Raw genomic sequence first — 15,488 nt, forward strand, 5'->3', positions numbered from 1 at the left:
GTTCTCTAAATGGTTAGATTTAAGTTCCAGATATCATAAACCCAGAAAAATGATATGTTACAACATAACATTAGATTAATAAAGTTCTAAAATCAGAATTGATTCTATTTAATGAGCAAGTACAGATTAGTGGTAACTGGACCGACGCTAGTCCGTGTACTTTGGTTGTTTAAAAGAAATCGACCACATCTGTTCAAACCAGACATCATTAAGCCCTCCTTTAGCAAAGGAGAGCTGGGGAGGATTTGAAAATGTCGGACCACCTAACCCCCCTTTAATGAAGAAGGGAACTATTTCGCTCCTTTAGAAAGGGAGCCCGAGGAGGATACGAGTTAGGAAAGTTTGTTTAGAATGATCGGCTAAAGGTTAAGCTTACTACCACTCCTCTCTCACGATTTGATTGCTCAACAAAGTTGAGTTCGCCAGCTCTATTTTCTTGATAGACAGAACGCTCGCGAAATGTTTTTTCTTTACCGATATTAGTAATTTCAAAACGAGTTTTAGTACCATTTATAATAGTCGTTTCAAAAAAAGCATTCCACAAAGGCTCATTTCTTTCATAGTCAATCTCATTCACAAAGTAATTTCTTTTAACATTATAAGTTTGATAACCAACTCCCCATGAGAGCTTTTTATCAATAATGTCCTGTCGAAAATTAACCCTAGTCAACGGACTCTTGAGTCCACTAAGATTTCGTTCTTCAAAAGTAATCGGATCATCAAAACTGGAATCATAGACTTTTGATTTTACTTCTAACAGGCTATTTTCTAGTAAAAAATCCATTGGAATGTTCATCGCTGCATCCAGGCCCCAAACTCTGCCGTCACCAGCGTCTCCAAGACTACGTCCACCTGATGGTAGAACGATTTGCTCCAGTACCCCATTCCTCCACTCGTGAAATAGTTCCAAACTAATCGCACCTTTATCACCATAACGGTAGTCAAGCGCTAAACTAAAACGGTCTGTTCGCTCGGGTAAAAGTCGTGGGTTTCCTGACGTTTCTCGATCATCAATCAAGTCAGCGGATGCCGCGAAATCACTAAAGTCTAGTTGTCCAATGATACGTTCGAGATTGATTCGGTATTGTGTTGAGGAAGAAACATTGTAACTGATCGAAAAATTAGGCTTCCAATAAACTAATGATTGTTCATCACTAGCATCTCCACTAACGGAGATTTTTGAATACTCTACTGCAAGTCCAGCGTTATAAATCAATAGTGATGAACGCCAAATGACGTTAGCAAAAAGTTCAGCACGAGTTTCTTCTGCCGTTGTCTTTGATTGTGAGAGTACCGCTCCAACATTGTCGTTTACGTCAACATCTCTCAAACTTAAACCACTATCAAGTTTATTATAAGCAAGTTCAAATCCATACTCAGGTCTCACGGTCGAATTTTCCGATTTGCCGAGAGTCGTGCGAAATATTGTTTCGCTTTTATCTTCATCAAACCTGAATATATTTTTTTTATCAAATATATTTTCTGGTTCCCAGTATGTGCTAGTCGCATCAACCCACCAGTCTTGCCAATTAGTTAATCCGATAACTCGCCAACTCCAATCATTAGCTAACTTTTCTGTCCAGTCAACACCGAGTTCACCATTAACAAACTGGCTATCCCGGTCATTGAGAAATACGCTATCAATTACACCCTCAGGGTCAGGAAGACGGTTGTTAAAACCAAAGCGGTGTGTAGTTGGTTTATATTGGCTCCAGATAATTTGCGCATTCCATTGAAGAATACCTGTTTCATATTGTCGCTTTCCATCACCATTAGCTAATACATCACGTAAAATACTGGGGCGATTTTCTTGCTGACTGCTGATCAGATTGTCCTGGTCATCTCTGGTAACAATAGTTGCTTTTCTTGGAAGGGCTTCATAGAGAGCTTGCGCCTTAAATGACGTTTGCCACTTTTTAATTTGCCTCGACAGATTGATTTGAGCTTCACCAAACAATTTTCCGTTATCTGCTCGTTCAGTTTTTAAAAGCCATCGACCATCTTTTTGTTGAGTTTTCCTGATCACATTGGCAACCAATCCCTGCCCCGCCGTCTCACCCGCTGCAGCGCCACCACGTAAAATTTCAATTTTTATCACTTGCTTAGCTGGAATTCGACTGAGCGCATCACGTATACCACCCGCTTTTGATGATGGTCTTACGCCGTCAATCAGAACATTTCCCGCGGCACTACCAAACCCTCGAATGTCTTCTTCTTCCTCAAGAACGAAACCCGGTAATCTAAGGATCATCTCTAACGCATTTTCCACCAGATACTGTTTGAAAAAATTGGCATCGTAAACTTCTGCCGACTGTTGCTTACCCTTTCCGTAGAAAGGGCAAGCAAGCATAGATAAGAAAATCAATATGAGTAGGTTAGCTTTATTTCGCATTTTCACATTCCAGCTAGCATTCTAATTTCTTTAGAAATTAGTTTCTAAACTAAGTCGATAAGTTCTCGGGGCACCTAGCATTAGTTGATTAGCATAAATAAATCCGGGACTATCTTGATGAAGATAAAAAACGTCAGACCAGGGCACATATTCTTCATCGAAGGCGTTATCCACGCGGAATGAAATACGGTAGTTGTCTGCTTTCCAGGCGGCAAAGATATCAAACAGCGCATAGCTTTTTAGCTTCACTGTATTGGCGTTGTCTCCATATCGGTCACCAACATGGTGCCACTCAAAACCTATTTCCAGTGGTAACTCCGCGAAGTTGTTATAGCTCAACCAGGTATTTGCGGTAACTTCGGCGACATTGGGTGGAGTATTACCGGCCAGCGTTTCAAAGTTCGCCGACCCTAAAAATTCCGCATTGGTATAAGAAGCATTAGCGCCAAAACGCCAGTTTTCTGAAGGAGTCATGGTTAGAGAAATTTCTATTCCGTTAGACTCACGCCCGCCAACATTAGTCGCACTATCTAAGGAAAATCTTTCGAAGATATCATCTCGTTGAATATCGAAATAAGAAATCGTTGTTTCTGCATTTCCATCCATCCAAATACTTTTCATACCAACTTCCCATTGTTTGGCGCTTGTTAGGTCAAAATCCTGATTATTATTAACTAAGAAAATATTGGAATTGATTGGATCTTTCGCATCACTATATTGTGCATAGATCATAGACTTATCAGCTATATTATAAACTGCGCCCAGTCTCCAGCTGGTCCAATCGTACTCGCGACTAAACCCATTAGCCTCCAGTTCACCCGATGCATTGAAATTTTTTCTGTCCAGATCCATTTCATCGTACCGAAGCGCGGCAACCAGATTAAAGTCATCGTTAACCTGAAGTGCATTTTCAGCAAAAATGGCGAGAGTATCGATTTCGGTTGGGCTGATTCCTCGAAGTTCTCGCGGCCCATAAACACCGGGAACAACATCATATAAATCTACGGCATCACCAGGAACCTGCGGTGCACTTCTTCGAAATCCTCTGGCTCGTTCGAAATCAACAGATATAGTTTCTGCGCCAATCACAAAGCGATTGTCCATATCACCAAACTGACTGTCGATATTCAGGGTGGTTCGATTACCAATCAAATCTTGTTCATGGTCGAGCATGAAATAGCCATAATACCTTTGTACTGTTCCAATTTCAGTGCAGGTTCCTACGACTTGGGTGCAATAAACATACCCTTCCGCATTCAACCATTCTCGCTCGGCATCAAAGCTATAAGTTGTATTTTGCAATCGCATGTTATCCGCGAGTTGCCAATCGAAATCTAAGCGCCAAAAAGTTTGCTCAGATTCTGCAACAGCATCTTCAACATTATAATTATTAAAGCGTGTTGCACCATCGAGTGTTTCTCCGCGTTCTGTGGTCACGGCACTAGTCAATGGATCTCGAGCCACAGATATGGGCACTAACGGCGTACCAAAGTAACTGCCAACATCGTCCTCTAAATGATCGACAGAGAATTTTATCCCCAGGTTTTCATTAATATGCCAAAGTCCGCTCGCATTAAGATTGGTAGAAGATAAATCAGTGCGATCAACATATCCGTCCGATCCATAATCACTAACACTCACATTGTACCAGGACTTTTCCCCCATCTTACCTGAAGCATTAACGCCCAGATGGTGTGAATTAAACTCGCCATATGAAACCAGTGTTTCAACAAGGTTGGTATCTGTTTGTTTAGCTGTTCGTGTAATCGCATTGACGGTTCCAGCGACAGCGCCGATTCCATTAACGACCGACGATGGTCCTCTCAGTACTTCTATTTTTTCTAAATTAAATGTATTTTGTGGCCTCATTACCATGGTACTTGGGCCAATCCACAACCCATCACGTAGTACTGTAACTTGGCCTCTGGTAAAACCTCGTATTGAAAATGTTGAAGGCGCCGTCGGATGCTCACCAGTAACAACCCCAGGCAAACTTTCGATAGCATCCGATAGTTTTTGGTATCCCCTTGCGCGCATTACATCGCTAGTAATTGTTTCAACCGTTGCAGGCGTTTCCAATGAAGATAACCCTAATCGACTCGCGGTAGATGACTCTTCAAATAAAGAAAGCTCACCAACAACATCACCTACAATGACAAGAACATTTTCTTTTGTCGCAGGTTCTTCTACTTCCTTATCTTCTTTTTCATCTGCGGTTACAGAGAAAGAAAATAACGAAATAGCAATGTAAAAAACTCCTAATATGGAGCGAAATCGAATAAACATGAGAAAAATTCCCCTAAAAAATAAATCAATCAATAATTAGAATTATGCCTTGGCTATCTGCCAGTTTTTCTTCAATAAGATCTTCATAAATAAGCTCTTCTTAAATAGAGCTCTTCTTAAATAGAAAATGGAAACCTAAAGCACTCATTAAGCCCACTAGTGAAAAAGTTATCCAAGGTAATTGAGACCATCCGTTCAATTCTGCGAGATCAAATAACCACCCTCCCAATACACTTCCCAGTCCACCGCCAACAGCAAGTCCTAAAGAACTAAACCCCATAAAAACACCCAGGGCATTTTTATCAGCAAGATCGGCGGTAATAGATTGATGGGTGGGTCGCGTTAACAATACCCCAAGGGTATAAAAACCAACGCAAGCTAGAAAAGCAAAGTAGTTGCTGATAAAACCTATACAGGCTAAGCCTAATGACATCATTACAATGCCAATTAAAAAAGTCTCTTTGGTATCGAACTTTCGTTGAAAAATCTTGACCAAAGGGTACTGCAATGCCACGGTTAATATGGCACTAAGTGCAAACATTATTCCGACACTATCCAGGTTACCTGTAATTTTTTCTGCCCATAACGGAAAGCTAATGTTAATTTGCATTGCACTAAACCAATACCCAATCATTAGCGCAGTAAATAAAACAAAAACTTTATTTTCGAAAACTTTGTCAAACCCACCAAAACGTTTTTTGTTTGATTCTTCGGTATGCTCTGTTGCTCGGATATCAGGAAAAAAAATCGCTGCAATAATGAAGTTAATTGAAAAACAAAGTGCTGCGCAAAGACAGACAACAGAAAAGTCAAATTTGAGCAATAGTATGCCGACAAGAGGACCAACGGCAGATGCGATCCCTCCAATAAAATTACTCATCAGATAATAGTTGTCGCGATTGTCATCTTCAGTTAATGCCGCAATTGAAGCTTGATAAGGCGCTTCAAACAAAGCACCACCTAATGCTGATATGATGAGCGCAATAAATAACATTGTCGGTTGATCAGCAAACGCCAAACTCGCAAACCCAAGTGCACGCAACAGTACGCCGAAACATATCATTTTTCGCGCGCCAAAACGGTCAGACAAGGCTCCACCAAATACAGTTAATCCTTGTTGCGTTAATTGGCGAACTGCTAGCGCTGCACCAACGAGTGTTGCTGTTAAACCAATATTGTTAACAAAGTGAACGGCAACTAATGGCATCAGCATGGAAAAGCCAATAACCATAATAAACGTGTAGACTAATAAAGAACGCAGTGCTAATCGCCGTTTATTTTCACTTAAAGAAATAGAGTTTTCCGCGGTAATCACTTTAATTTTCTCTAGAACGATAAAGGTAGACTGTACTCGGCTCTGCACTGAACTGAGAATATGGAAAAGGTTCGGCGGAAATAGCGGTTACACCATGATCTAAAAATTGTGGAATTATTGCGCTACCTGTTTGAGCATATAAGACGAAAGGTATTTTTCTCGAACGACAGACTTTGAGAATAGTGTCAAAAGATCCGTTTGATAACGTCATACCTGTTGCGAGAATATAATCTGCTTCCTGCAGCACAGGCATCATGTCTTGCACTACCGTTAAACCGCTTTGAGTTTTTTTCATATTAAAATCACATGGCAGACAAATTCCTCCACGCTCTACTATCGCGTCCACCAAAGGATTAACAACACCAATTAAACCTATTTTTTTACCGGGTTCAAAATCGAGTAAATCTGCAATTGCCTGATCACGAGCAACGGCACGTTCTAATGGCGTACCTCTTGGTAAAGCGAGAGGCTTAGCATTCGATTTTCGATGTGCATAAACTTCTCCAAAGAAAGCATCTAATGCTGCTACCCGAACCGCTTCAAGAGAATGATCTAATAGTTCCGCAACCGAGTGGCCCGAAAGTTCAGCTGCAATATTCGAGTCAATATCTGATAATTCAACGCAACAACCACCGAAAGCAGAGCCAACTCGCAACAATAAATAGTGATTATGGTATTTTTGAGGAGAGCCTGGAAATTGCGTGCTTTGTTTAACCCAAAAAGAGCCGACAACAGGCAATGACTCTGGATTGACGGAAAATTCTCCTTGCAATACTTTTTGTATCAGTTGGTTAATAGAAACCAACTCTGACATAGTCGTCACTTGAGACATATTAAGTTCCTATGATTTGAGTTCATACGATTTAAGCTAATATACTTTTTGTGGGTATTGTTTATGCGTATTCTAGTTTTAATTTTGCGAGAGCCGTTTCAGCAATCTCTCTTGCTCGAAGACCTTCAAGATCCTGGGCAATGACATGTCCGAGATAACAAGCATTATCGATAGGATCATCTACCTCGAGTCCGCAAACATCTTTCATGGTCCAGCGGAGTATTTTTTCGTTTGAATCTAAGCTATTTTTATCTTGAAGTGTTTTGAGTTTTCCCTTTGATGGAGGAACAAGAAATTTGATTGCTGCGCTTCCTTTTTTGTTCTCCGCAGATGATAAGTCGGGTTCAACATTAGTTGCCAGATTGACATGTACATCCAGCATATTGATTCCTGTGACATGTTCGATCAATTCAGCAATGTAGTTGCCGCCTGGACGGGGATTTATTTCAATTACTCGCAAGCCTTCTCGGGTAATTTTTATTTCTGTATGGCTAATTCCATGATTATGTCCGACCGCCTTAAGTACTTTAACAACATATTCTTGAATTTTTTTAACCAGTGTTGAGTTTAAAGCTGCGGGAAACATATGGCCATCTTCAATAAAATAAGGCGCACCGGTAACACTCTTATCTGTAATTCCTATTACCGTTGTTTTCCCTTGATAAGTAACCGCTTCAACACTGACTTCTTCACCACTGAGATACTCTTCGAGCAACCACAATGGTTCCCGAGCTTGTCCTCTGAAATTATGTGTAAAGGTTTCAAGATCTTCAAAGGCTTGCTTAAGCTCTGCCTCACTATGAACTAACTTCACAAAAGCACTTGAGGCAAGATCAGATGGTTTTACAATTAACGGATACCCAAGCTTATCAGCAGATTCTTTTGTTTCCAGCCAAGACCGGGTCACAAAAAACTTTGCATTCGGTAACCCTGCTGTTTCGATAGCTTCACGCACATAATGCTTATGTCTCTCATTGCTTACATTATCAGAAAATGCCTGCGGTAGTTTAAGAGCCTTAGCCACTTGGGCGACTGTATCGATGTAGTAATCACAAATCGTTAAAACCCCATCAAACTTTTCTTTGCTGTGCAACTCTTTAAGAGAATGAATAAGTTCTTCAACGTTATTTGTTTCTAATACATGAGTACATTTTGCATTCAAAAAAATTGGGTGAATTTCTTTTGTATTTTCGTCGTTATAATGGGTTTCATTTCTCGTAACAAAAGTGTATTCATGACCTAATCGCTTAAGTGTTTCAGGCAGTAAACGTCCGGTACCTTCCACCCAGCTTTCAATTACTAATAAGTGTGCCATTGTTTGCCTCACATTTTCTATTGCTTTAACTGGTATCATATTGTTATGATATGTTATATCATATCTCACATTGGTACAACACAAGAATTATGAGTTGGCGAAAAGTTAATATCTCAATTAAAAATATCGCACAGTACTCTACTCATCGTGCCAGTGTTGCGCGTTAAAACATGAATTTCTTTTGACGGTAAACATCGTGGAACAAGTAGCACTGAAAATAAAAAGGCAGGGAAAAAAACGAGCTGAATACTCCGACAAAAGAACCTGTTCAAGAGATATTTTTTTATCTGGAAAACAATATGTGGGTGTCTGCAGAGGAGCCTTAGGAGAATTATTTCAAGGGCCGGCTTTACATGTCGAAAATGAAATCGCCATAATATCTTCTTTAATTCCCAAGTATAGTTGGGCTTACTTTTCTCCATCCAGCACATCAGAAGAGAATACTCAGAAATACTACGAGTCTCTACGTCAAAATCATCTCCACAGAAAGTCAATAATAGCACTCGATCACTATTGTAATTTACACAACGTCGCACTACCTGATGGGCATTGGGAGTTCAGCAGTCAGTTACAAGTGGCGAGAGGAATGGCAAGTTCTACCGCAGATATAGTGGCGATTTTACGATGTGCTGCGAAGTATTTTAATCGAACACTCACCATCCACGAAATATTAATTATACTTTCAAAAATTGAGCGATCAGATAGTGTCTTCTTAAATGAACTGGCTTTGTTTTGCAGTTCTCGTCACGAAATTATTCAACAGTTTAACCATATTCCACCACTTTATGCACTTTACATTCATGAAGATGAGACAGTTTGTACAGACAACACAAAATCAATATTAAATAATTTTTATGAAAAAAATAGACATTCTTATAAAGACCTTTATCGGGATGTCGTTAGATCGTTTAACTCAAAAGATATCAAAACGATTTGCCAACTTTCATCTCAAAGCGCAGAACTTTCACAGGGCATTTTCCCGAAACAATATTTTTCTAGCCTGGTCAATGAAATGAAAAGCTTTAATGCCGACGGAATTATCGTTGCTCATACAGGCTCAGTAATTGGCTATTTATTCTGTGAACGACCAGGTATACAACTTCTGGAAGAAGTCAGTATGTTTTTCAAATCGCTACAAGGTAACTGTCAATTTACGGAGATTAATGGATGATTCACTCTCATATCGCTGACGCGATCAAAACACCTCATATTGTTAAATTAAAAGACAACTTATTTGTAGCGCGTTTTGAGTCAATGAAAATTTACTCAACACTTAAAGCAGTGGAACTATTGCTTAAAGAAGGAAAAATTCACTCAGGTGATACTTTACTGGACAGTTCTAGTGGTATTTATGCCTACGCTTTAGCTTTGGCTTGTAACAAGTTCGGTTTGAAATGCCATATTATTGCAAGTAAAACAGTCGATGCGACTTTAAAATTACAGCTAGAACTTCTAGGCGCAGTTGTAGAGCCTGCAGCCAGCGCACCCAATTTAAAAATGGACCAGGAAAATCGTGTTAAGCGTATTTATCAAATCTTAGAAGAAAGAAAAGATATTCACTGGATGCAACAATACCATGACGATATTCACTACAAAGGATATCAAGAATTTGCCGAACTTATCGCCAACAATTTTCAGCACTCTTCACTTAATATTGTTGGAGGTGTCGGTTCTGGGTGCTCCACTGGTGCAATTGCGACTTACTTAAAAAATATGGGGGTTGACGCTAAATTACACGGCGTACAACCATTCGGTAGCATTACTTTTAATTCTCAACACTTGGAAGATCCAGGCATTATTATCGCCGGGATTGGTAGCGCAATTCCTTTTAAAAATGTTCGCTTTAACCTTTATGACTATATCCATTGGATTACCTTCGACTATAGTCTTAGCGGTACAATTGCTTTATTAAAAAAGTACGCAATTTTCGCAGGCCTTTCTGCTGGCGCTTGTCACACAATTGCAGACTGGTGTAGCCGAAGGTACGAAACGCCTTGTTTATTTATCGCTGCAGATACAGGACATCGTTATTTAGACGAAGTTTTTAAGCAGTCTGAAAATGCTTTCCCGCTAGAAGAACTTTCACCAATCTTCATTAATGATCTAGATGGCATCGAAATGCCCTGGAGTGTTATGCATTGGAATAAGAGAGAGTTAACCGAGGCGAAGCAAAACATCAAAGAAGAATTGGTACCAGTTTAAAGTTAACAACAATAATAGGAAGAGGTTCATTGAATAACACATTACAACCTACCTCAAAATCTGACAGAATAGAAACGTTGGACCTCATTCGTGGATTTGCACTTTGCGGCATATTATTAGCTAACCTGATGAGCTTTTCCGGATTTTATGCGCTTAACTTACAGCAAATAGAACAACTCCCCTTGTATGATAGAACAACACTATTCTTAATTGATTTTTTAATTGAAAGTAAGTTTTATGCACTATTTTCAATATTGTTAGGTATAGGCTTTTGGTTACACCTTATCAAAAGTAACAGTTCGTTGGATTCTAAGCTACTCGTCAAAATTTGGTATCGGCGCATGTTCATCCTGCTGATCATAGGCCTGACTCATATGTTTTTTATTTGGCATGGAGACATACTCACCCTATATAGTCTGGTTGGAATTCTACTACCACTTTTTCTTAATAAATCATCTAAGAATCTTTTGAGGTGGATAGTAATATTAATGCTCATACCTTTGCTTATTCATTTGCTGTTAATCCTGACAGCCGATGGAAGTTTTTGGAAAATTCTTTCGAATATAAAAAATACTTTAAAAAGTAATTTAGGATACGCGACTTTTAGCCAGCTTGAATTACGAACTTCGAGCGATATCACTAGTGTATTTTTTGCTAATGTTTTTTCGGCGATTGAACGCCCAATGAGCTATTTGAAAACAGGACGTTATTTTATTGTTCTCGCCTATTTTTTAATTGGTGTTTATCTAGCAATAAGATATCTTCCTTTATTGCAGAGTAAAGCTCAGTCATATACTCCATCGAATAAAATAATAGTCGCCCTTCTTATTCCCGGTCTTATTTTCAATGCCATCTATGCATGGATAAAAGCAATTGAAGGATCTCCTTTTATTTTAAGTAATTTGGGCCTGCTACAAAACTTCGCCCAAATAGCTGGAGCAATACTTTTAGCGCTCGCGTATATCGCGATATTCGTTAAGCTTTTTAAGAAATTAGAGCAAGGATTAATAACAAGGTCTCTTATCGTATTAGGAAGAATGTCTCTTACCAATTATTTGATACAAACCAGTCTATGTGTATTCATTTTTTATGGATACGGACTTTCACTAATGGGAAAAATCCCCTTCTATCAGATTACTTTGTTTGCAATTGGAGTTTTATCGGCGCAAATTGTATTGAGCCACTTTTGGCTAAAACATTTTTCTCATGGACCATTGGAAATAATTTGGAGAAAGTTTACTTATCCTGAAGTCGAGAATACTAAAGTCAAAAGTCATAATGCTGATACTACCAATAATAAACCTTGTAGTAACCAAAAAAGCTACGCGACTAAATGATGAGAAGTTTACTTATTTTCCTTTACTTGGTTTATGACGAATCAACTGCTCGTTTATCAATATTAATCGAGATATGACTGTCTAATGCACTAGCCAATATACCCTATTAGAACTTTATCAAATTAGTTATTAAAAATAGAGAATTCACATGCTTGTCACTAAAAATCTTACAAAGAAGTTTGTTAACCAAATGGCTGTAAATAACTTGTCGCTCAATATACAACCGGGAGAAATTTTATGTTTATTGGGTTCTAACGGTGCAGGCAAGAGCACAACTTTAAATCTTATTCTTAGTTTTATTGAGGCCGACAGTGGTGAAATATTTGTTGACGGAAATAAAATCGATATATCAAAACAAACTTCGGTTGTTGAGGCACGAAAAAAAATTGCTTATTTGCCGGAACAAGTGAACCTTTATGAACAATTCAACGCCATCGAAAACCTGGAATATCTGACACAATTAAGCGAGATAAATACCAGTAAAGAAGAGATCAAACAAGCACTTGGCCAAACAGGGCTATATGAGAAAGCTTGGGCGCAACCACTCAAACAATATTCCAAGGGCATGAAACAAAAAGTTGGTATCGCATTTTCTGTATTAAGGAAAGCAAAACTACTTCTACTTGACGAACCGACTTCGGGTTTGGATTTAACGGCCACTAATGAGTTTATACAGCTTGTCAAAACGCTAGCCAATCAAGATACAGCAGTGTTATTAGTTACACACGATCTTTACTGCGCCGAAAAGTTGGCGACACATATTGCCATTATCGATAACGGAACAGTGGTTGACTCGTTAATCGCTGACGACCTGTCACAAGGAGAATTACAAAAACGATATCTGGATGTTATTGGTGTTAATTCAAAACCTTCTCATCAAGTTTTAAATTGAGGTAAGTTTTGTGAACAATATATTGACTGTATTTCGCCACGAGTGGCGACAGAAGAGTAAAGAAAAGTTACTCACATTAATGTTTATAATCAGCCAGGGACTCATGTTCACCGCTTTAATTTCGGGCTGGAGTCAACATATGCAAACTCAGGAAAAACAGGCAAAAGCACAAGAAATAGTTGAGCATCAATGGAACTCACAACCTGATCGCCATCCTCACAGAGTTGCTCACTTTGGTCATTTCACTTTTAGACCACCTAGCGCTTTAAGTTTCTTTGATATTGGTGTCAATAATTTTGTTGGCAATAGTATTTTTATCGAAGCTCACCGACAAAACAGCGCTAATTTTGCCAATGATCAGGGCAGTGGCACCTTACTCAGGTTTTCGGAAATGTCAGTCGCTAATCTGATGCTCACTTTTTGGCCTTTGCTCCTGATCGCAATGGCGTTTGGCACCATCGCTGCCGAGAAAAAAGGCGGCACACTAAAACTATTGCTGTCTGTTGATGTTTCCATAACTCAGCTATTGACGGGTAAAGGACTTTGCTACCTGGTTATATCTTTACTTTTTATATTGCCAGTGTTTATAGCCACTTTGGCCTTACTGCTTTTCGCGGATGTAACATATGCGAGTGACACTTTAATTCGAGTGGGCCTATTGGCCGTTATTTATATCATGTATAGCGTGTTTTGGATCGCGTGTATTCTTTTAGTATCAAGCTTAACCAATTTGCCGCGGTACGCCCTGGGTATATTGATTTCGTTGTGGTTTGTTCTGGTTATCATCAGTCCCAGGTTGTTAGCAGATATTGCTGCTGAACAATTTCCGCAATTAAGCAGAAACGCATTTGACCGTGAAATAAAAGAACAAGTGAGTCAAATTGGAAATAGTCATAACCCAGACGATCCGCATTTTAATGAGTTTAAAGCTAAGACTCTACAGCGTTACGGTGTCAAAACTGTAGAAGAGTTGCCTGTGAACTATCGAGCACTTGTCATTCAAGAAGGAGAGCGAATTAGTAGTGAAATTTATTCCAAACTTTATAAAGCATCGATTTTACAACAAGAAAAGCAATTTCTTTTTGTCAGCAATTTCTACTGGATAAATCCATATTTATTGTTTCGAGACTTGTCCATGGCTGTTTCAGGATCGAACATCAAACACTTTTATGATTACGAGCTACAGTCAGAACAGCACAGGTTTAACCGTATAACCAAGTTAAATCAAATCCACGCTGAGCATATTGACTACCATCAAGATAGAGGCTCAAAAGCCCACCATGACATGTGGTCAAAATTTCAGGCGTTCCACTATCAAGCACCGAATTTAGTAGTCTCTGTGAAACCCTTTACCAGTTTTTGGCCTATACCATTAGTGATAATTGGTATCGTCATTTTCACAGCAAGAAGCCGACCAATAAAAAGGAGGCTTTATGCCTGGTCTTAAAATCTCTAATCTTAAAATACCTAGCCTTAAACTAGAGTTCAAATTATTGTTTAGTAGCATAGCCTCTCGGATCACGCTTGGTTTGATCTTTGTTTGCACCATATTAGCTATTCATCTGGGTGAGCAAAGTAGACAAAGAGTATTAACAGAACAGCAACTTTCAGATGCTGCTTATCAAACAAAAATCAGCGAATATAAAGAACAAGCTAAACTACCAAGCGCCGGGAGCTTAGGATATTATTTATTTTCTCCAACTCGCTGGTATTTATCACCATGGACTAGTTTGTTTACTGGGCAAAGCCAGACCGCATACAGCTCAATGCCAATACGCGCTCTTGCTTTACAAGGACAAATCTACAGCCGCGAAATCTTGAACCCTTCATGGCAAAAAGCCGGTCGTCTCGATCTGGGTTTTGTTCTCATTTATTTAATGCCTATTTTGCTTGGCGTCCTCTCTATTACACTGCTTAGCGAAGAAAAGGAATCTAACCGCTGGCGCATGTTAGGCTCTATTGGAAAGATTGGAAAAATATTGATATGGCGCCGGCTTATGCTGGCATCTTCTACTATCACTGTAATTGGTTGGGGGGCCATATTATTGGCTGTAATTTGGCTATCCATTCCGTTTGATCTGGTTTTGGTCTGGCTGCTGCTGATCTTTAGTGTTTACATGATGTTTTGGACTATTATTGCCGGACTCATCATTAGTTTAGCGAAAGGCTCAACTTTCAATACGATGAGTTACATTGGCGTTTGGTTAGTGTTGACAATATTGATCCCGGCTTCAGTCCACTTACATCTACAACATCAATATGATGAAAAGCCAGAACTTCAAGCAACACTTGAGCAACGTATGGTTATGAATAATGGCTGGGATAAAAAAGGCGAGACAATGTTTGCAGAGTTTAAGCAACAATATCCTGAATATAGCGACTTTAAGTTACCAGATCGGAGTGGTTCCTGGGAATGGTATTATGCGCAACAACATATGAGTGATGTCGCAGTTGATAAATATTGGCAGCATTATTTATCGCAAGAACGTTCCAGGATTGAAGAACTCAAAAAGCTGAGTATGCTGTCGCCAAGTATTGCATTTCAGTTAGCGGTGAATCGCGTGGCTGGTAGTGGGAGTCAAGACTGGTTTGAACAAACGCAAAAAATTAGTGAGCACCACCAGAACATTCGAGAATTTATATATTTCTATTTATATAATGGAAAACAGGTCGATAAAAAAGCGCTAGAAAACTTTCCAAAATTTAAGCAGAATAAACAAGGTTATCAGCCATCTTTTATATGGCCATTAATATTTTTGTTGTTGGGTGTTGTCTTGTATTATTTTGTGTTTTTAAAATTGCAGAGAGTTTCGACTTCAGATAGCTAACATTGGCTTTGGAAAATTTAGTTATAGCTGACATTGAAACCAGTAGCTCTTACACTAAGTCTGAGCTACTACAATGTAGATTTAACCTA

11 protein-coding genes are annotated in these 15,488 nt (G+C 39.1%); 6 read left to right on the forward strand and 5 right to left on the reverse strand.

All coding sequences use genetic code 11. The annotated features are described in order from the left end of the window. Positions 1–346: 346 nt before the first annotated feature. The 5 genes from FLL46_RS08645 to FLL46_RS08665 form a co-directional block, all read right to left on the reverse strand. Complete coding sequence (locus tag FLL46_RS08645; RefSeq protein ID WP_142893085.1) at positions 347–2,392, reverse strand: TonB-dependent receptor domain-containing protein; 2,046 nt, start codon at positions 2,390–2,392, stop codon at positions 347–349. Between the two features lie 30 nt (positions 2,393–2,422). Then, positions 2,423–4,678, reverse strand: a complete 2,256-nt coding sequence (locus tag FLL46_RS08650; protein WP_142893086.1) for a TonB-dependent receptor — start codon at positions 4,676–4,678, stop codon at positions 2,423–2,425. A 100-nt stretch (positions 4,679–4,778) separates the two neighbouring features. Continuing rightward, positions 4,779–5,993 carry an MFS transporter gene (locus tag FLL46_RS08655; protein ID WP_142893087.1) on the reverse strand — a complete coding sequence of 405 codons (1,215 nt, stop codon included), beginning with the start codon at positions 5,991–5,993 and terminating at the stop codon, positions 4,779–4,781. Between the two features lies 1 nt (position 5,994). Beyond that, complete coding sequence (locus tag FLL46_RS08660) at positions 5,995–6,825, reverse strand: Rossmann-like domain-containing protein (RefSeq protein ID WP_210418635.1); 831 nt, start codon at positions 6,823–6,825, stop codon at positions 5,995–5,997. A gap of 61 nt (positions 6,826–6,886) precedes the next feature. Next, positions 6,887–8,140, reverse strand: coding sequence for an ATP-grasp domain-containing protein (locus FLL46_RS08665; RefSeq protein ID WP_142893088.1), 1,254 nt, complete (start codon positions 8,138–8,140; stop codon positions 6,887–6,889). Between the two features lie 196 nt (positions 8,141–8,336). On the opposite strand from FLL46_RS08665, the gene FLL46_RS08670 reads away from it, so the two are divergent. From FLL46_RS08670 to FLL46_RS08695, 6 genes are all read left to right on the forward strand, one after another. Further along, on the forward strand, positions 8,337–9,311 hold the full coding sequence (locus FLL46_RS08670; RefSeq protein ID WP_168204098.1) for a GHMP family kinase ATP-binding protein: 975 nt from the start codon (positions 8,337–8,339) through the stop codon (positions 9,309–9,311). After that, positions 9,308–10,342, forward strand: coding sequence for a pyridoxal-phosphate dependent enzyme (locus tag FLL46_RS08675; protein ID WP_168204099.1), 1,035 nt, complete (start codon positions 9,308–9,310; stop codon positions 10,340–10,342). Before FLL46_RS08670 ends, FLL46_RS08675 begins: the two co-directional genes overlap by 4 nt. Positions 10,343–10,371: 29 nt before the next feature. Then, a complete protein-coding gene (locus tag FLL46_RS08680) occupies positions 10,372–11,679 on the forward strand; it encodes a DUF418 domain-containing protein (protein ID WP_142893090.1) in 1,308 nt (435 codons plus the stop codon). Between the two features lie 190 nt (positions 11,680–11,869). Beyond that, complete coding sequence (locus FLL46_RS08685; RefSeq protein ID WP_210418636.1) at positions 11,870–12,571, forward strand: ABC transporter ATP-binding protein; 702 nt, start codon at positions 11,870–11,872, stop codon at positions 12,569–12,571. Positions 12,572–12,581: 10 nt separating this feature from the next. Then, a complete protein-coding gene (locus FLL46_RS08690) occupies positions 12,582–14,018 on the forward strand; it encodes a DUF3526 domain-containing protein (protein WP_142893092.1) in 1,437 nt (478 codons plus the stop codon). Then, on the forward strand, positions 14,005–15,399 hold the full coding sequence (locus FLL46_RS08695) for a DUF3526 domain-containing protein (protein ID WP_142893093.1): 1,395 nt from the start codon (positions 14,005–14,007) through the stop codon (positions 15,397–15,399). The genes FLL46_RS08690 and FLL46_RS08695 overlap by 14 nt, the downstream gene beginning before the upstream one ends. Positions 15,400–15,488: the final 89 nt, after the last annotated feature.

The organism is Aliikangiella coralliicola (assembly GCF_007004725.1).
GTDB classification, from domain to species: Bacteria; Pseudomonadota; Gammaproteobacteria; order Enterobacterales; family Kangiellaceae; genus Aliikangiella; species Aliikangiella coralliicola.